The organism is Larkinella soli, from assembly GCF_003703975.1.
In the GTDB taxonomy this organism is placed as follows: domain Bacteria; phylum Bacteroidota; class Bacteroidia; order Cytophagales; family Spirosomataceae; genus Larkinella; species Larkinella soli.
Genome location: NZ_QTJY01000001.1, coordinates 878,278 through 896,460, shown reverse-complemented (window position 1 = coordinate 896,460; position 18,183 = coordinate 878,278). Strand labels below are relative to the sequence as shown.

Sequence of the window (18,183 nt, the reverse complement as noted above, 5' to 3'; positions counted from 1 at the left end):
AGTCAGCTAAAGATCGAAAAAACGAACAGCCCACGCCCTTGGGGCATCGGCTCTTTTTCAATTCAGTAGCGACCTATAGCAGGAAACTCTGGACGAAGGAAAGCAGCGTTCGGCCAAAGGGAAGGGGAGGGGCCTTACTGTCGGGAAGGGCCAGTTGGGCATCGGTGGAGAACACCAGATCAGCCAGCCAGCTGATCATGGCGGTCACCCCGGCCAGCGCCGAATCCGAGATGGACTTGATGAACTTGGCGACCAGGTGACTGATGGAGGAGGTGACATCCACGTTTTCGTACCGGGAATCTTCCGTACAGCAGTCGGTCTTTTTAATCACCAGACCGGAATCCGAACCTGCCTGGGCCGCGGTTTTCCGGTATTCGTGCATCCGGCAGGTCTTGCGGGACTCGTAACTGACAGCGAGCGAAACCTGTTTCCCGCGTATCCGGCACGAGTGTTCGACCAGGCCGAAACCGGTGCTGCTCATCAGCACGATAAAGGCCATCAGGAGGTTGAACAATCGGAATAAAACAGGCTTCATAGCGGCCCAAAGGTAGAATCCTGCGGGGAAAAAAGCAAATCCGAAACCGAAGGATTACACAGGCGGTTGCCCCCTCTGTATAGGAGTTCTAAAAATCTCAACATGAGTCGATTTCAAGGTAAAAACATGCTGATCGCGGGCGCTTCGTCCGGAATTGGTCACACCCTGGCCCTTCAGCTTCAGAAGGAGGGCGCCACCCTGTTCACGGCCGGCCGCCGTCAGCCCGAAGGCATTCAGTCGACGCACCTGGTCTGGGACGCGCTCCGGACCGGTGAGAACGATCTGAGTGGGTTACCGGATACGCTGCACGGGCTGGTCTACGCCCCCGGCTCGATCCGGCTGGCCCCGTTCGGGAAGCTGACCGTCGAACAGTTCCGGGAAGACTTCGAACTGAATGTGCTGGGGGCGGTGGCCCTGCTGAAAGCCGCCATGCCGGCGCTGATCCAGTCCAGGTCGGCGGGGGTCGTCCTGTTCAGCACGGTGGCGGCCAAAATGGGTTTCGGGCTGCACGCGTCGGTCAGCGTAGCCAAATCGGCCGTCGAGGGGCTGGCCAAATCGCTGGCGGCCGAGCTGGCGCCCTACCGCATCCGGGTCAATGCCGTGGCGCCATCGCTGACGGACACCCCACTGGCCCGCAATGCCGGCCTGCTCGACGATAACCGCCGGGCCGCGGCCGATAAGCGGCATCCGCTGGGACGGGTCGGGACGCCTGAGGATATTGCCGGAATGACGGCTTTCCTGCTCTCCGAGGAGGCCGGATGGATCACCGGGCAGGTGATCGGGGTCGACGGCGGGATGAGCAATCTGAAATAACGGCGGCTTCCGGCCGGAAACAAAAAAGAGATGGAGCAAAACGCTCCATCTCTTTTCAAACTGACTTTTTTTCAGACTGATTAATAACCCGGGTTCTGCTTCAGAACGTCAGTTCCCAGAAGGTCGATCTGGCCTTGCGGCAGGGGCAGGTACTCGTTCTTGTTCGGCGTGAACTTCGCACCGCCCAGGGCACCTACCAGTTTCTTCTGCTCATATTGCAGATACGCGTTGACTTCCTTGTCGGCAACACCCCAGCGAACCAGGTCGTAGAAGCGGTGGCCTTCGAGGGCCAGCTCCAGCTTCCGCTCGAAACGAACCGTCGTGCGGGCGATATCCTTGTTGGCGAAGTTGGCGGCCGGATATTCGCTGATCACGTATTTGGCGGCAGGAGCGCCGGCCTTGGTCACGAAACCGGCCGGGTTGGCAGCCCGTTTCCGGACCATGTTCGTATATTCCAGAGCCTTGGTCAGCGAACCGACTTCGATTTCGGCTTCCGCAGCCATCAGCAGCACGTCGGCAAAGCGGATGATCGGGAAGTTCAGGGCGGTGTAACCCGGTGTCCAGGAGCTGTTATCCTGCAGTGAACCTACATCCGACTTGTAGTAAGCGAATTTCTTCGGAGAGTACGGACCGGCGTTGGCCTGGTTCCGGATCCAGTCGAAGCCCGGGTGATCGATCCAGTCGAGGAACGGAATGCCCCGGCGGCCGATCGTGTGGTCGATGCGCGGATCGAGGTTGCCGGCATCCGGCGTGAACGCATCCTTCGACAGAATGCCCTGGTCGGTTTTCACTTCATTGCCGGCGGCATTGTAGGAGCCGTCAAGCAGCGGCAGACCGTTGGCGTTGGTCCGGTGCGAGTTGGCCAGTTCGAAGCTCGGTGCGAAGAAGCCGCAGCAGTTACCCGGACCATTCGGACCCGTGTTGTACGGATAGTTCAGGTCAAACTCGGGGTTGGCGTTGTTCACGCTGCCCGTGTTGGCGGCTGCCTGCGTAGCGAAAATCGACTCTTCGTTGTTGTCGTTCGACGCTTTGAAAAGATCAGCGTATCTTGCCACCAGACCGTATTTCTTGCCGTTGGAGGTCTTTCCGTTGGCGATGATCAGGTCGAACAGGGCTTTGGCTTCGGCGAACTTCTTCTCATACATGTACACCTTGGCGAGATAGGAAGCCGCTGCCCATTTGTTGGCCCGGCCGACGGCCGACTGCGTTTCAGGCAGGTTGTCATAGGCGGCTTTCAGGTCGGCTTCGATCAGCGGATACAGATCCTTGTCGTTTTTGACCTTCTCGATGCCTCCGCCGTAGTCCATCGTCTCGTCGACATAAGGCGTGTTGTTGAAGTTCCGCTTCAGCTGGAAGTAGTAGTGACCGCGCAGGAAACGGGCTTCGGCACCGATTCGCTTTTTGTCGGCTTCGGTCACGTCCGGACCGGCCTCGCCGATCAGTTTCAGGACGTTGTTGGCCCGGGCGATCCCTTCGTAGAGGCCGTTCCAGCTATCGTTGATGACCCCCTGGGTGGAGAGGTACTCGAAGCGCTGAATCGGGTTGATGTCGCTGAAGTCACCGGGGTCGGTGCCTTTGTTGGCGTCACCCCCGCGTACGCTTCCCCATACCCAGTTGGACGGACTGGCCATCCGGTTGTCCCGGCCGTTGATCTGGCCGTAGACCGAAATCAAAGCACCCTCCAGACCTTTCTTGGACGTCAGCTGAGAAACGCTGACCTGGCCGGTGGGCGGCACTTCCAGGAAGGAATCTTTACAGGAATAACCAATCAGGGTGAGCGTCGCTGTCACGCCCGCCGTAATCACTCCTTTTTTAAATATGTCTTTCATGTTTCTGTTAGCTTTTAAAAACTTTTTACTTCGGTGGGTGGGAGAGGCCGTCGGTCAGCACGGCCTCTCCGGTCCCGGTATTGTCGATTAGAAGCCGATGCTCAGACCGCCCAGGAGCTGACGGGTCAGCGGGTAGTTTCCTACGTCGATACCAAACTGCGTATCCACGTTACCGCCTACACCCGGATCCAGACCCTGGTATTTCGTCAGGGTGAACAGGTTGTTGATCGAGACGAACACTTTCACCCGCTGGATTTTAGCCTTGGTCAGGATCGAGCTCGGCAGGTTGTAGGACAGGGAGATGTTCTGCATCCGCAGGTAATCGCCGTCTTCCACGTAGAAAGAGTTCGACTGGGTGTTGGTCGAGAAGTTAGACGCGGCTTCGAAGATCGGCGTCGTGGCACCGGTGTTGGTCGGTGACCAGGAATCCTTCACGCGGGCGCTGATGGCGGCCCCGGCGAACGACGGATAGAAGTCCGTGAACCACTTCGATACGTTGAAGATCTTGTTTCCTACGAAGGCGTTCAGGTAGGTGTTCAGCTCGAAGTTCTTGTAGTTCAGTTTCAGGTTGAAACCACCGCTGAATTTCGGAACCGGGCTGCCCAGATACGTACGGTCGTTGGCGTCGATCTTGTTGTCGCCGTTCAGATCGGCATACCGGAAGCGGCCGACCCCTTTCCCATCCTGGGCCGGAGCCGCGTTCACTTCTTCCTGCGACTGGAACAGGCCGACTACCTTATACCCGTAGAAAGACGAGATCGAGTAGCCGATCTGGTTCCGGATCGGGTTGATGCCCCGGTAGCCCGGGTTGACGGTCGTCAGGTAAGTCAGACCCGGCGCCAGCGATTCGATCTTGTTGTTCAGGAAACCACCGGTCAGGGTAGCTTCGTAGGCCAGGTCGCCGGTGATCTTACCCCGGTTGATGATCTGGATGTCGATCCCTTTGTTGGTCATCTTACCCACGTTCACCGAAGGAGCCGAGGCCCGATAGCCCAGCGTAGCGGTTACCGGCACCTGGAACAGCAGGTCCTTGGTGTCTTTCTGCCACAGGTCGAGGATGACGTCCAGTTTCCCGTTCAGGAAGGTAGCGTCGATACCGATGTTCTTGGTGATCGAGGTTTCCCACTTGGCGTCCGGGTTACCGATACGGGTCCGGTAGTAGCCTTCCAGCGTGCTGCTGTTCGTACCGTTGATGTCATAGGCCGACTGACCGATGTTGGCGGCATAAAGGCTGAACTGGTTGTTCGGGTCGACGTTGTTGGAGTTACCCATCGTACCGTAACCACCCCGAACTTTCAGGTCGGTAATCCAGGTCAGGCCTTTCATGAACTCTTCGCTGGAAACGCGCCATGCGGCCGAGAAGGCCGGGAACACCCCGTAACGGTTGTTGGCACCGAAGCGGGAAGAACCGTCGCGACGAACAACCCCGGTCAGGATGTACTTGTCGTTGTAGTTGTACACCGCACGGGCGAACAGCGAGTAGAAGTTGACGCCCTTGAAGAGGTTGGAGTTCACCTGACGACCGCTGGCCGATACCGTCGACAGCGTCACGTAGTTGATGTCGGTCGAGAAGGGGTTCAGACCGTTCCCGTTTACGTTCCGGCCTTTCCCGGTGTTGAGCGCTTCCTGACCGATCAGCAGGTCGACGCCGTGTACACCGAATTTCTTCTTATAGTTGGCCGTGTTGGTCAGTACCCAGCGGAACACATATCCACTGCCTTCGTTATAGCCGAAAGCCGAGTTGTTTTCCGAGTTTTCGTACTGCAGACGGGAATAACCCCAGTTGTAGAAGTTGTCATACTGACCGCCGAGGCTGGAACGCAGCGTCAGGCCCGGGATCGGGTCGTATTCCGCGTAGATGTTCCCGAAGCCGTTCCCGTTGAAACCGAAGTTGTTGGCAACTCCCTGGCGGGAGGCTACCGGGTTCCGCGGGTTGTTGAAACCTTTCGCGGCCGTACCGGCATATCCGCCGAATTCGTCATAAACCGGGATGATCGAAGGCATCCGGAAGGCGGCAAGGATGTCGTTTTCGTCGTCCGCAACCCCCTGACCACCGTTGTCACCCGTCAGACCGAGTACGGAGCGGTAAGTAAACTGCAGGTTTTCACCGACCCGGATTTTGTCCGAAATATTGAATTCGGTGTTGGCCCGGAAGGTATACCGTTTGAAGTCGTTGTTCAGGATAATACCGGCCTGAGTCTGAGCGGTGAAGCTAACATAGTAGCGGGAGTAGTCCGTACCGCCGGAGAAGCCCAGCGTATGGCGCTGTACCGGAGCTTTGCGGGTGATGGCCTTGTACCAGTCGGTTCCTTCCTTGTTGGCACGAACCACCTGATATACGGAACCGACCGTCGGATCGACGTTGTACTTGGCTTTTTCGGCAGCAAGATCGACCGTGCCGACCACGCCGGAGCGGCCGCCGATGTTGATATAGTCCGGAATCACCGGCGTAGCGCCCGTTCCGAATTGGGGGTGCGTCCAGTCGGCGTCACCCGGCTTGCGGCCGGAGTTACGGAAGGCATTCCAGGTCCACTCGGCAAATTCGGTCGGGTTCAGCATTTCCTGGCCTTTGCCGGGGAACGTTACCCCATACTGGCCGTCATACGTAACCGACAGCCGGCGGGCTGATTTCGAACCTTTTTTCGTCGTGTAAACAATCACACCGTTGGCAGCCCGTGCACCGTAGATGGAAGCGGCAGCGGCATCTTTCAGGACGGTCGTGGTCTCGATGTCGTCCGGAGCGAGGAAGTCGGTAGAACCGACCGGCACCCCGTCGACGACGTAGAGCGGTTCGTTCCCGCCGAAGGCCCCGAAACCGCGGACGCGGATCTGGCTCGTCGTACCCGGCTGACCATTCGTAACTACGGTTACACCGGCTACACGGCCGGCCAGTGCCTGTTCAACGTTACCGGTGGGGACGGCCGTAAGGTCACGGGATTTGACGATGGCGACGGAGCCGGTCGTTTCCCGGCGGCTGTCCGTCGTATAACCCGTAACGACGACTTCGCTCAGGGCGGTGACGTCGTCATCCAGACGGGCTTCGACCGAACTACGGTTGCCGACGGTCACTTCCGTTGATTTGAAACCGATCGCCGAAATAACAAGGACCGGGTTGGCTCCCCGGACACTCAAGGCAAACTCACCGTTGGCATCCGTAGATGTACCGGTAGTCGTTCCCTTTAAAACAACGTTTGCACCGGGAACCGGGCCATCGGCACCAACGACTTTTCCCGTTACACGACGATCCTGAGCGTAAATGTTACCAGCTAAGAGTAACATCAGGGCGCCCAGGAAAGCAAACTGGTAGAGACGGTAAATCTTTGCTTTCATAAATAGGCTTTAGAAATATTTAAGTTAAAAATCGTACTAAAATAAGGTTACTTTCAAGATTCTTCAAAATTTTCTCTGGAATATTCTAAATTTTATCTTGTTCCCAAAGGCGTCATTGATGGATAATTGTACTTTACGGTATTGATTTTTAGTTAATTAAGCGGTTAAATAAATTCTCCGGCCCTGAGTACATTCCGTGTTAATATATTTGTCTGACAGGTAAATAAGCCGCTTTGCCTGAGCGGTTCTACTCAATCGGCTCCGATCGCCTGCCTACACTTTCTTCCCCGACCTGATTTTCTGAAAATTGGACATACTTTGCAGCCCTCCTCATAGCATTGTTCAGGTTCTTTTTTGTATTTTAGCCATTCGATTCATTTGCCCTTTACCATGTTTCGTCGCTCTACTCAGTTTTTTTTACTTATTCTGGCCGGTTGTCTGACGGCTTCCTGCCAGTTTTTCAACAAGCCTCTTTTCAGTCTTCTGCCCGCCGACCAGACCGGAATCACGTTCTCGAACCGGATCACCGAGAACGATACGATGAATATCCTGGATTTCGAGTATATCTATAACGGGGGCGGTGCGGCCATCGGCGATTTCAATAACGATGGCCTTCAGGACGTGTTCTTCTCCGGAAACCAGGTCGCCAACCGCCTGTATATAAATAAAGGCGACTTCCGTTTCGAGGACGTAACGGACAAGGCCGGGGTCGGGGGAGACGGAAAATGGTGTACGGGGGTGGCTCTCGTGGACATCAACAACGACGGCAACCTGGACATTTACGTCAGTGCCTCGGTCAGTAAAATTCCCGGCCGTCGTCAGAACCTTCTGTTTATCAATCAGGGCAGCCGGGGAATACCGGTTTTTAAGGAACAGGCCGGCGAATACGGAATCGCCGATAATTCGCACTCGACCAATTCCGCCTTTTTCGACTATGACAACGACGGCGACCTCGACCTCTATGTCCTGACCAACACCATCGACGTATACCCGAACGTCTACCGGGCCAAAGTCAACGACGGCTCTTCCCCGACTACCGACAAGCTGTACCGGAACCTGAGTGTCGAGCGGAAAAGCGGCACCGGAAAGGAAGCTAAGGCCGGCGGACCCCTGTTCGTGGACGTTTCCCGCCAGGCCGGTATCCTGCTCGAAGGGTACGGCCTCGGGATCAACATTACGGACATCAACCGCGACGGCTGGAAGGATATTTATGTGACCAATGATTACCTGACCGACGACCATCTCTATATCAATAATCAGGACGGCACCTTCACCGACCGCGCGGGGCAGTATTTCAAGCACACGAGCAGTTCGGCGATGGGCAACGATGTGGCCGACATCAACAACGACGGCCTGGCGGACTTTGTCGCGGTGGATATGCTTCCCCGCGATAATGTCCGTAAAAAGATGCTGGTCGGCCCTAACAACTATCAGGTCTATCTCAACAACGAAGAGTTCGGATACGGCTATCAGTTCGTCCGGAATACCCTCCAGCTGAATCAGGGCTTCCGCCCGGGAACCAAAGACCCGGTGTTCAGTGAAATCAGCCTGCTGGCGGACGTGGCGGAAACCGACTGGAGCTGGACGCCGATGGTGGTCGACTTCGATCAGGACGGTTTCCGGGACCTGATCATCACCAACGGTTTTCCGAAGGACATCACCGACCGGGATTTCATGCAGTTCCGGGCCAACAGTGCCTCCGTCTCGACCAAGCAGTTCATGCTGGAGCAGATTCCGGTAGTCCGGATTCCCAATTACGCCTACCGGAACAATGGCGGTACCCTGAGCTTTCAGGACGTAACCAAAGACTGGGGCCTTCAGACGCCCTCCTTTTCCAACGGGGCGGCCTACGGTGACCTCGACAACGACGGCGACCTCGACCTGGTCGTGAACAACATCAACGACTCGGCTTTCGTCTACCGCAACAATCTGGTCGAGCGGAAGGTCGAAAATGCCAATTACCTGCGGATCCGCTTCAGCGGCAGTGAGTTCAACCGGATGGGCCTGGGGGCGGAGGTAGAACTGCGGTACGGCAAAAACCAACGGCAGGTCTACGAACATACGGTCTACCGGGGTTACCTCTCGACGGTCGAGAATGCCGCTCATTTCGGCCTCGGGCCTTTCCGGACGGTCGATGAGGTGCGAATTACCTGGCCGAACGGCAAAGTTCAGACCCTCCGCAACGTCCGGGCCAACCAGGTTCTGACCGTCGACATCCGCAATGCCCGCGAGTCGGCGGTGCTGCCGTCGCCCGCACCGGCCGGCCGCCTGTTCAGGGAGGTGACGGATTCGCTGAAGGTGAAGTTCGTTCACCAGGAACCGGAATACATCGACTTCAACCTGCAAAAACTGCTGCCCCACAAACTGTCTCAGTATGCGCCGGCCGTAGCGACCGGCGACGTCAACGGCGACGGTCTCGACGACCTCTTCATCGGCGGCTCGCGGAACCGCAAGGGTACGTTCCTGATTCAGACGGCGACGGGGGCCCTGATCGAAAAAGACCTTCTGCCCGGCGCCGGGGGCGACCAGAAACCGCAGGAGGACATGGGTACGCTGCTGTTCGACGCGGATGCCGACGGCGACCTCGACCTGTATGTCGCCAGCGGAGGTTACGAGAGCGAACCGAATTCGGCACCGTTCCAGGACCGGCTGTACGTCAATGACGGAAAAGGAAATTTTGCGGAGGCCGCGCAGGCGCTGCCCCGGAATCTGATCAGTAAATCGTGCGTCAAGGCGGCCGATTTCGACCGCGACGGCGACCTCGATCTGTTTGTGGGCGGTCGTGTGGTGCCGAACCAGTACCCCCGGCCGGTGTCCAGCTTCATTCTGCGGAACGATTCCCGGCCCGGTCAGCCGAAATTTACCGACGTTACCAAAACAATGGCTCCGGGTTTGCAGAACCTGGGACTGGTATGTGACGCCCTCTGGACCGACACCAATGCCGACGGCTGGCCCGACCTCATGCTGGCCGGTGAGTGGATGCCGGTTCTGGTCTTCAGCAACAAAAACGGCATGCTCCGGCAGGACGACTCCCAGACGCCCAAACTCGCCGACTCCCAAACCCTCCCGACCGGATGGTGGAACTCGCTGGTAGCCGCCGACTTCGATCGCGACGGAGACATGGATTACATCGCCGGAAACCTGGGCGTCAATACGCTCAACAAGGTTTCCGAGAAGGAACCTATTACCGTATACGCCAAGGATTTCGATAACAACGGATTTTACGACGCCATCCCGACGGTGTATTTCCCCGACGAAAAGGGCGAACGCCGGGAGGTGGCTTTCAACGGCCGGGAAGACCTCATCAAGCAGATCATTTCCATGCGGGCCCGGTTTCCCTACTACAAGGACTTCGCCAACGCCACGGCCGACAAACTGCTGAAGGAGGATGAACTGAAGGATGCCATCGTGCTGAAGGCCAATTACATGAAGTCGGCATACATCGAAAACAAGGGAGACGGGGCCTTTGAAATGCACGAACTGCCCACGATGGCCCAGACGGCTCCGCTGTTCGGGATGATCGCCGACGATTTCGATCAGGACGGCAACCCCGATGTGCTGATGGTAGGGAACGACTTCAGTAACGAACTGCTGGTCGGGCGGCTGGATGCGTTCAACGGCCTGTTTCTGAAAGGAAACGGAAAAGGCGGCTTTAAGGTACTCAACCCGGCGGAGAGCGGCTTTTATGTTCCTGGGAACGCCAAAGGGCTGGTTCGCCTGACGGCCGCCGACGGGGCCTCGATGATCGTTGCGACCCAAAACCGGGGGCCGTTGAAGGTGTTCCGCTACCGGCGTCCGGGCCAGACCATCCGGCTCCAGCCGACCGACGTAGCCGCTACCCTCGTGTATTCCGGGAAAGACGGGCAGACCATACGGAAACAGCGGACGGAGTTCTATTACGGCCAGTCGTTCCTGTCGCAGTCGGCGCGGGAACTGACCGTCGGGCCCGACATCCGGTCGGTGGAGGTTACCGACTCGAAGGGCCGCCGGAGAATCGTTCCGGTCACGGTGTATGCCGTCGGCCGGTAAAGCAAAAAGGCCCGCCGGAAAGCGGGCCTTTTTGGTCAGGCTTCTTCCTGATCGACCACTTCACTGATGGGCCGGAGGTTGGGCGGCAGCCGGTCCTCCTCCGAATACGGGAAAATATCCAGAATCTTCGTGGTGTTGATGTCGGTCGTCTCGAACGGGATCAGCATGGTTTTCAGGCTTTCGGCGATGCGGTCGTAAGCCTGCCGAACGTTTTCCGCGTTGACGAGCATCTGATTCACGATCTTCTTCTCCCGTCCTTTATCGTCTTCGGTTACGTAAATGACCTTGCATTTGAACCACGTCTCTCCGCCTTCCTCGAAATGGAACAGGTCGGCCAGCCGCATCCGGGTGATGCTGGTGACGGTAAAGTCCGGTGTATTGGCGGCCACTTCCTTATACAGCCGCGCTTCGGCATCGGTGTAGGAAACGGCGTCGAGGAGATACGTTTCGTTGATGGTTTTGAGTTTACCTGTGGGGTCCTGTAATTGATAGCGAATTTTTCCCTGATACCAGCTCGGCATAATACGAATGTCTAAAGTCCGACCGCAACGGCGGCTGTAACAAAAATAGGCAAACCGCCCCGAAAAATCGCTACCTTTCCATAGGCTTACGGCTCATCCGGTTTTTTGGCGGTTTCGTCGGCGGTCGATTGCCGAAGGGGGCCGGAACCGCCACCTTTGTAAGGAAAAACAAGTAAACCCTGTCATGGAACCTGCCATCCGTTTCCTGCTGGCCGCAGACGTACTTCCTGCCGAACCCATCAAGAACTACCTTCAGCTCACCCTGCTTTCGTTCGGTCTGATTGCCCTGATCACCACCGTGTGGTGGCAGGCCGACCGCGAATCCTACGAGGAGGTTACCGAGGATTTTTCCGTTACCGCCTTCGAAAAGCTGAATTTCTGGGGAGCGCTGAACGTGCTGATTACGGCCGGACCGGCCTATACCCTCACCGCCCGGGGAACCCGCCGGGCCATCCGAAGCCTGAAAGTCCGGCAGCGGGGGCGCTGGCTGGAGGTCGGCTCGCGATTCCTGTTCTGGCACCGCCAGCGCGACCTGGTCCTGACGGTTACGGCCCCCAGCCTGAACGAACTCGACGTGTCCGGCGCCTGCATCGTCCAGATGAACGGTTTCCGGGAACTGAACCACCTCAACATCGACATCACCGGGGCGTCGAACGTGACGGTGGAGGGCGAAGCGCAGGCGATGTCCGTCGATATTACCGGAGCCTCCAAACTGACGCTGATCGGGCGGGGTACGCGGCTGACCGCCGACATCACGGGGGCTTCCACGTTATATGCCTTCGACTATCCGGTCGAGGACGCCACCATCGAGGTGACCGGGGCCTGCACCGCCCAGATTCATGCCACCCGCGTTCTGAAAGCCGACGCGACCGGGGCCAGCCAGGTCAAATACCAGGGCGACCCGAGCGTGCAGTTCGACAGCACCGGAGCCAGTTCGATCAAAAAAGTATAATACCGGACGCCCATCGTAAGCCGTTGATGTATACCCGATGAAAAATCAGAGTAGAAGGCGAGCCCTGTTCATGCTGGTGCTGTTGGGAATAACCGTTTATTTTCTTCTGGTCACCGAAAATACCATTCCGATGGAGGTGAAGCTCCTCATTCTCGGCAGTGTGCTGGGGAGCGGAATGGTCATCTACATGACCCTTTCCTGGTTTCTTCCGTACCTGCTGAACCGTTCGGCCGAGCAGCTTTCCCCCCAAAAACTCGTCGCCCTGACGGTGACCTCCAGCGGTATTTCGGCCGTACTGACCGGCCTGCTGACGCTTTGGGGCCTGGAGATGCTCTGCGGGGTCACGTTCCGGACCGTCGATTACTTTTTTACCTGCGGCCAGTTCGCCCTCATCACCGCCGGGATCGCGGCCGTGTATTCGCTGCGGTCGTTCGTGCAGCGGTGGAAGGCGCTGCTGCTGATGGAAGAAGGGCTGAAGCAGGCGGTTCTGAAAGCTGAATTCGAATCCCTGAAAAACCAGGTCAACCCGCATTTTCTGTTCAACTCGCTCAACATTCTCAGCGCCCTGATCCCGGAAGATACCGGTAAGTCGGTGCAGTTCGTGGAGCGGCTTTCCAAGGTCTTCCGGTATAGCCTCCAGCATTCGGAACAGAACACGATCGAGTTGGCCGTGGAACTGAAAGTGGCGGAGTCGTACCTGTTCATCAACCACATGCGGTTCGGGGAAAGTTTTCGGTACGGCATCGACCTGCCCGACGCCGACCTGCACCGCCAGATCGTAACCCAGGGGCTGCTCACGCTGGTCGAAAATGTGGTGAAGCATAATGAGTGCTCGATGGAAAAGCCGCTCAGCCTTCGGATATACGCCGAGAACGATTACATCGTCGTTGCCAACACGTTCCAGCCGAAAAACCGCCTGAGAACCGATTCCACCGGGATTGGTCTGAAAAATCTGCAAAACCGCTATGCCCAGCTGGCCGGGCGGCCCGTCGTGATCGAACAGACCGAACAGGATTTTATCGTCAAATTACCCCTGATTTAGAACCAGACTACTATGAACATATTGATTGTAGAAGATGAGCCGCTGGCCGTCAAGCGCATCGAAGGACTGATCCGGGAGGTGGCTCCCGAAGCCGAAATCGTCGGCAAAATAGATACCGTAAGGGCGTTTGTCCGCTGGTGGCAGAACCACCCCGCCCCGGACCTGCTGCTGATGGACATTCAGCTCGCCGATGGGCTGAGCTTCGAGGTGTTCCAGCAGGTGGACGTCCGCACCCCCGTAATCTTCACGACGGCCTACGACGAATACGCGCTCCGGGCCTTCAAGGTGAACAGCGTGGATTACCTGCTGAAACCCATTGAAAAAGAGGAGCTGGTGCGGGCCATCGGGAAATTCAGGGCCCAGCGGACCCAGGCCGAACCGGCGGAGGGCGTGCCGGGCAGTCTCGTCCGGATGCTGGAGGAGTTCGGCATCAAACCGGTTTCCTACAAAAGCCGGTTTCTGATCAAACAGGGAGGACGCTTCGACGTAGTGGAAACCACCGACATTCTGTACATCTATGCCGACGACAAGGTGGTTTTTCTGGTGACGAATCAGAACCGGAAATACATCATCGACGAAACCCTAGACGAACTGGACGGTAAGCTGGACCCCCGGCTGTTTTTCAGGATCAACCGGAAGTACATCTGCCACCTGTCGGCCATCGAGCGCATCGAGCCGTATTTCAACGGCCGGCTTCGGCTCTGGCTGCGGAACCGGCCGGCCGACGAGGAAATCTCCGTCAGCCGCGAGCGCGCCGATTCCTTCAAATCCTGGCTGAATACCTGAGCGTCAATGAAGTCTCAGGCCTTATAAAACAGCCACTTGGTCAGCTCGCGGTAGGACGGCTTCTTGCCGTACATCAGGATGCCCACCCGGTAGATGCGGGCCGCCAGCCAGGCGGTCCCGACGAAGCCGCCGAACAGCAGCGCCATCGAGAGCAGAATCTCCCAGGTCGGAACGCCGAACGGTATCCGCACCATCATGATGATCGGGGAGGTGAAGGGAATCATCGACATCCAGAAGGCCACCGTGCCGTCCGGTTCGCGGATGACGAACTGGGCCATGATGAACGAGAGAATCAGCGGAATCGTAATCGGGAACATGAACTGCTGGACATCCGTCTCGCTGTCGACGGCCGAGCCGACGGCCGCAAACAGGGCACTGTAGATCAGATAACCGCCCATGAAATAGATCAGGAAGCAGATCACGATCTGAGTGATATTCAGCGTATTTACGGCTTTCAGAACCTGGGTGGCCGGGTTTTCTTTTCTTTCCGTTTTGGTGATTTCCTCAGTCGGAGCCTGAGCCATGCCGGGCTGACGGGACATGATCTGGGCCCGTTGCTGCGGCCCGGTGTCTACGCCCAGGATCCCCGAAAGCGCCGTCGAAATGCCGAAGGTGAGCAGGATCCACAGCATGAACTGGGTCAGGCCGACAAGTGCGACGCCGATGATCTTGCCGGCCATGAGCTGAAAGGGCTTCACCGAGGAGATGATCACCTCGACGATCCGGTTCATTTTTTCCTCCATGACGCCCCGCATTACCTGGGCACCGTAGAGAAAGATGGCGATATAGATAATGAAAGCCCCGAGGTAACCCATTACCGTGGCGGCTCCCGAACTGCTGTCTTTTTCGCCTTCCTCGCTGAGACTGAACGTGTCGGACGACACGTTGACGTGCGTACTTTCCAGCACCTGCCGGTCGATGCCGGCCTGCAGCAGCTTGATGTTTTCAATTTCCCGCTCGACGGCATTCTCGATACCGCTTTTTACCTCCAGACTGACGTTCTTCTCGGCGTAGATTTTCAGTCCTTTGGGTGCGTCGAGGATGTTTTTGGGAATATGCACCATGACGTCATAGCCGCTTTTGGCGAACGACTGTTTCGCCCGGTCGACTGGCGTGTTGACCGGAACGAATTTCAATTCCTTCGTATTTTTGAAGGTCTTCCCGAAGAGCCCGCTTTCATCGATCACCTCCACTTTTTTCTGGTCGATGCCCCGCATGGCGAAATAGGCCGGCAGGAGCCACATGCCTGAGACCAGCAGGGGCGTCAAAAACGTCATGATCAGAAAAGACTTTTTCTTGACCCGCACGAGGTACTCGCGCTTCAGGATGAGAAAGATGGTTTTCATAGGGTTGGGTTAGGTGGTCGGAACCTCGCCGACGGCCTGGATGAAGATGTCGTTCATGGAAGGGATGTTTTCGCCGAAGGAACGAACCGCCACGTGTCCGATCAGTTCCCGGACCAGGTCGTTGACGGCCGCGTCGGGCGGTATCCGGACATCGGACCGAAGAAATCCGTCTTCCAGGGGTTTGGTACTCAGAAGGCTGAAGGCCGGGTTCAGCCCGTCCAGGCTGCCCTGGTATTCGACCCGGTAGGTGTGGGTTTTGAACTGCTCCTTGATGGCTTTCTTGGGGCCGTCGAGCACCTTGCGGGAGCGGTTGATCAGGGCGATGTGATCGCAGAGTTCTTCCACCGATTCCATCCGGTGGGTAGAGAAAATGACCGTACTGCCCTTCTGGCGCAATTCCAGAATCTCGTCTTTGATCAGGTTGGCGTTGATGGGGTCGAAGCCGGAGAACGGCTCGTCGAGGATGATCAGGTCCGGTTCGTGCAGGACCGTGGCCACGAACTGGATTTTCTGCTGCATCCCCTTCGACAGGTCCTCGACATTCTTGGTCCACCAGGTTTTGATGTCGAATTTGGTGAACCAGATTTTCAGTTTGTCCATCGCCTGCCGTTCACTGAGCCCTTTGAGCTGGGCCAGGTACAGCAGTTGTTCCCCCACCTTCATCTTTTTGTAGAGCCCCCGTTCTTCCGGAAGGTAGCCGATGCGGCCGATGTGGTTGGGGTGAAGCGGCTTGCCGTCGAAAAAAACCTGCCCTTCATCGGGGCCGGTAATTTGATTGATGATCCGGATGAGAGAAGTTTTTCCGGCACCGTTGGGTCCGAGCAGACCGAAAATCGTACCGCGGGGAATACTGATACTGACACCGTCGAGCGCCCGGTGCTGGGCATACTGTTTGACGATGTCGCGGGTTTCCAGAATATTCATCAGGGTCGGTTGAGTTTTCGCAGCCCCGTCAGGAGATCGGGGCTGCGAATCAAAAATAGGGGAAGCCCGGCAGACTGGTGGTGGAAAATGATAAAATGTTACCCGGCTCCACAAGCGGCCGCCCGGTCAGTTGTAGTACGACCGGACCTGAAACAGCAGCAGGAGCCACAGTAATCCGAAGAAAATGCCGAGGATGCTGATCCCGAGAATACTGGTCGCCAGACTGATCAGCTGGGCATAGTAGCTGAGTACCCAGCCCTGACGGCGCCGGTTAAAGAGGCCGGGCAGAGCCGCCACGCTCAGAACGAAGCCGGCGATGGACAGAACCATCGTAATGGTGTATATGAACCCGGTTCCCATTCCGCCGAGGAAACTGGCCGGCAGCAGGGCCGTTCCCAGACCCAGGAAGAGCAGAATGGCCGGAATCGCCAGGATCAGGAAAACCAGGGATACGATGGGCCAGTATTTGACGAAACCTTCCCGGATGTTGACCGGAATCTGAAAGGGTGCTTTTTCGGTAAAGTAGGGGGCCAGCTCGGGTTCAAGAATTGCTTGTGACATACGGAAGGTAGTTTTGGTTTTGAGGAATAGCGGTTACTCCAAGAACCCTAAACTTACTCATCCTCCCAATGAATTGCAATGCCTGCGACCCGCGATTTTCTTAAACGGTTACCCCCTCTTTTTCGGTAGGCTGGGAATCGCCCTCCCACTTCGCGATGATGCAGGTGGCGACGGCGTTCCCGGCCACGCTGGTGGCCGAGCGGCCCATGTCCAGGAAGGGGTCGATGCCCAGGATCAGGGCAAGCCCCTCCGGCGGCAGATCGAACATGGCCATCGTACCGGCAATCACCACGAGCGAGGCCCGCGGAACGCCCGCAATCCCCTTGGAGGTGATCATCAGCGTCAGCAGCATCACGATCTGCTGCTGCAACGTGAGCGAAACACCGTAGGCCTGTGCCAGAAAACCGGTCGCGAAGGTCATGTACATCATCGACCCGTCGAGGTTGAATGAATACCCGAGCGGCAGCACGAACCCGATGATGCGGGGCGGTATTCCGAAATCTTCGAGGGCTTTGATCTGCTGCGGGAGGGAGGCTTCCGAACTGGCCGTACTGAACGACAGCAGCAGGGCTTCCCGGATCTGGGTCAGGAGCCGGAAGAACGGAATCCGCATCACGGCGCAGATGCCCGCCAGAATCACGAAAATGAAGAAAAGCAAACCGCCGTAAAAGCAGACCAGCAGATAGGCGTAGGAAACCAGAATCTCCAGCCCTTTGGCCGCCACCACCGCCGTCATAGCCCCCAGAACCGCAAACGGGGCCAGCTGCATCACGTAGCCGACCATCTTGAAAACCAGCTCGCTCAGGGCGTCGAGCGCTTTCATCAGCCCTTTGCCCTTTTCCCCGATGGCTCCCAGCGCCACCCCGAAAAAGAGCGAGAACACCACAATCTGAAGGATCTCGTTTTCCGCCAGCGCCCGGAAGGCACTGTCAGGGAAGATATGAAGGACGAAGTCTTCGACGGTATTCAGCTTTTTGCCCTCGATGCCGACGCTTGTTCCGGCGGCCGGGCGGGGCCAGCTCTGGATGGTACCGGGGCGCGTGATGTTGACGACCACCAGCCCGACCACCAGCGACAGGATCGTGGCGAAGTAAAAATAAGCCAGTGTTTTGATCCCGATCCGACCGACCACCCGGAAGTCGCCGAGCTTGGCGATCCCGACCACGAGAGTCGAAAAGACCAGTGGGCCGACGATCATCTTGATGAGCTTCAGGAAAACTTTGCTCAGCAGCTGAAACTTGTTGCCGATTTCGGCGGCCGTCTCCGGGTCGGAGGTACTGTGCAGAATCTGCCCCGCAATGACGCCCAGCACAAAGCCGATGACGATTTTAGTGGTGATGTTGAGTTTCATCCAAATGCTCAGGAAGTGTAATAGTCGACAGGCCGAATTGTAACAAAAATAGAGGGAAAATCGGAAACCTTGCCCAAAAAGGCCAACAATCGGGCGAGAGCGGCTAAAAACCGGTTTACCTCGGCTGACCTCCGGTTGGGCGAAGTCTATTGGCGGACAGCCGG

The 18,183-nt window shown here is 57.2% G+C and carries 13 protein-coding genes; 5 read left to right on the top strand and 8 right to left on the bottom strand.

Annotated elements, in window-relative coordinates; all coding sequences use genetic code 11:
* Positions 1-73: 73 nt before the first annotated feature.
* Complete coding sequence (locus tag DX909_RS05835) at positions 74-535, bottom strand: HYC_CC_PP family protein (protein ID WP_128544170.1); 462 nt, start codon at positions 533-535, stop codon at positions 74-76.
* Positions 536-637: 102 nt separating this feature from the next.
* On the opposite strand from DX909_RS05835, the gene DX909_RS05830 reads away from it, so the two are divergent.
* Positions 638-1,348, top strand: coding sequence for an SDR family NAD(P)-dependent oxidoreductase (locus DX909_RS05830; protein WP_128544169.1), 711 nt, complete (start codon positions 638-640; stop codon positions 1,346-1,348).
* 80 nt (positions 1,349-1,428) lie between these two features.
* Here DX909_RS05830 and DX909_RS05825 read toward each other — a convergent pair whose 3' ends face one another.
* Positions 1,429-3,177: a RagB/SusD family nutrient uptake outer membrane protein gene (locus DX909_RS05825; protein WP_128544168.1), complete on the bottom strand. Its 1,749-nt coding sequence runs from the start codon at positions 3,175-3,177 to the stop codon at positions 1,429-1,431.
* A gap of 87 nt (positions 3,178-3,264) precedes the next feature.
* The gene (locus tag DX909_RS05820; protein WP_128544167.1) at positions 3,265-6,507 is read right to left on the bottom strand and encodes a SusC/RagA family TonB-linked outer membrane protein; all 3,243 of its coding nucleotides are present in this window, start codon (positions 6,505-6,507) and stop codon (positions 3,265-3,267) included.
* 390 nt (positions 6,508-6,897) lie between these two features.
* Here DX909_RS05820 and DX909_RS05815 point away from each other — a divergent pair, with 390 nt between their 5' ends.
* Positions 6,898-10,536, top strand: a complete 3,639-nt coding sequence (locus DX909_RS05815; protein ID WP_128544166.1) for a VCBS repeat-containing protein — start codon at positions 6,898-6,900, stop codon at positions 10,534-10,536.
* A gap of 35 nt (positions 10,537-10,571) precedes the next feature.
* Here the strand turns inward: DX909_RS05815 and DX909_RS05810 are convergent, their stop codons facing one another.
* Positions 10,572-11,057, bottom strand: a complete 486-nt coding sequence (locus tag DX909_RS05810; RefSeq protein ID WP_128544165.1) for a DUF4494 domain-containing protein — start codon at positions 11,055-11,057, stop codon at positions 10,572-10,574.
* A gap of 184 nt (positions 11,058-11,241) precedes the next feature.
* Here DX909_RS05810 and DX909_RS05805 point away from each other — a divergent pair, with 184 nt between their 5' ends.
* From DX909_RS05805 to DX909_RS05795, 3 genes are read left to right on the top strand one after another with little or no spacing between them, the layout of a single operon-like run.
* Complete coding sequence (locus tag DX909_RS05805; protein ID WP_128544164.1) at positions 11,242-12,009, top strand: head GIN domain-containing protein; 768 nt, start codon at positions 11,242-11,244, stop codon at positions 12,007-12,009.
* Positions 12,010-12,046: 37 nt separating this feature from the next.
* On the top strand, positions 12,047-13,051 hold the full coding sequence (locus DX909_RS05800) for a sensor histidine kinase (RefSeq protein ID WP_128544163.1): 1,005 nt from the start codon (positions 12,047-12,049) through the stop codon (positions 13,049-13,051).
* Between the two features lie 12 nt (positions 13,052-13,063).
* Entirely contained in the window at positions 13,064-13,837 is a 774-nt protein-coding gene (locus tag DX909_RS05795; RefSeq protein WP_128544162.1) for a LytR/AlgR family response regulator transcription factor, read from the top strand.
* Between the two features lie 14 nt (positions 13,838-13,851).
* Here the strand turns inward: DX909_RS05795 and DX909_RS05790 are convergent, their stop codons facing one another.
* The 4 genes from DX909_RS05790 to DX909_RS05775 all read right to left on the bottom strand — a co-directional run bounded on the left by DX909_RS05790 (position 13,852) and on the right by DX909_RS05775 (position 18,019).
* On the bottom strand, positions 13,852-15,183 hold the full coding sequence (locus DX909_RS05790) for an ABC transporter permease (RefSeq protein WP_128544161.1): 1,332 nt from the start codon (positions 15,181-15,183) through the stop codon (positions 13,852-13,854).
* Positions 15,184-15,192: 9 nt separating this feature from the next.
* Entirely contained in the window at positions 15,193-16,107 is a 915-nt protein-coding gene (locus DX909_RS05785; RefSeq protein WP_128544160.1) for an ABC transporter ATP-binding protein, read from the bottom strand.
* 126 nt (positions 16,108-16,233) lie between these two features.
* Positions 16,234-16,668 (bottom strand): chromate transporter, encoded by a 435-nt coding sequence (locus DX909_RS05780; protein WP_128544159.1) that lies wholly within the window; start codon positions 16,666-16,668, stop codon positions 16,234-16,236.
* Positions 16,669-16,768: 100 nt separating this feature from the next.
* Entirely contained in the window at positions 16,769-18,019 is a 1,251-nt protein-coding gene (locus DX909_RS05775) for a dicarboxylate/amino acid:cation symporter (protein ID WP_128544158.1), read from the bottom strand.
* Positions 18,020-18,183 lie beyond the last annotated feature (164 nt).

Excerpts from the sequence above, each read along its gene's own strand:
- DX909_RS05835 (WP_128544170.1), bottom strand. The coding sequence starts at position 535 with ATGAAGCCTGTTTTATTCCGATTGTTCAACCTCCTGATGGCCTTTATC.
- DX909_RS05830 (WP_128544169.1), top strand. The coding sequence starts at position 638 with ATGAGTCGATTTCAAGGTAAAAACATGCTGATCGCGGGCGCTTCGTCC.
- DX909_RS05825 (WP_128544168.1), bottom strand. The coding sequence starts at position 3,177 with ATGAAAGACATATTTAAAAAAGGAGTGATTACGGCGGGCGTGACAGCG.
- DX909_RS05820 (WP_128544167.1), bottom strand. The coding sequence starts at position 6,507 with ATGAAAGCAAAGATTTACCGTCTCTACCAGTTTGCTTTCCTGGGCGCC.
- DX909_RS05815 (WP_128544166.1), top strand. The coding sequence starts at position 6,898 with ATGTTTCGTCGCTCTACTCAGTTTTTTTTACTTATTCTGGCCGGTTGT.
- DX909_RS05810 (WP_128544165.1), bottom strand. The coding sequence starts at position 11,057 with ATGCCGAGCTGGTATCAGGGAAAAATTCGCTATCAATTACAGGACCCC.
- DX909_RS05805 (WP_128544164.1), top strand. The coding sequence starts at position 11,242 with ATGGAACCTGCCATCCGTTTCCTGCTGGCCGCAGACGTACTTCCTGCC.
- DX909_RS05800 (WP_128544163.1), top strand. The coding sequence starts at position 12,047 with ATGAAAAATCAGAGTAGAAGGCGAGCCCTGTTCATGCTGGTGCTGTTG.
- DX909_RS05795 (WP_128544162.1), top strand. The coding sequence starts at position 13,064 with ATGAACATATTGATTGTAGAAGATGAGCCGCTGGCCGTCAAGCGCATC.
- DX909_RS05790 (WP_128544161.1), bottom strand. The coding sequence starts at position 15,183 with ATGAAAACCATCTTTCTCATCCTGAAGCGCGAGTACCTCGTGCGGGTC.
- DX909_RS05785 (WP_128544160.1), bottom strand. The coding sequence starts at position 16,107 with ATGAATATTCTGGAAACCCGCGACATCGTCAAACAGTATGCCCAGCAC.
- DX909_RS05780 (WP_128544159.1), bottom strand. The coding sequence starts at position 16,668 with ATGTCACAAGCAATTCTTGAACCCGAGCTGGCCCCCTACTTTACCGAA.
- DX909_RS05775 (WP_128544158.1), bottom strand. The coding sequence starts at position 18,019 with ATGAAACTCAACATCACCACTAAAATCGTCATCGGCTTTGTGCTGGGC.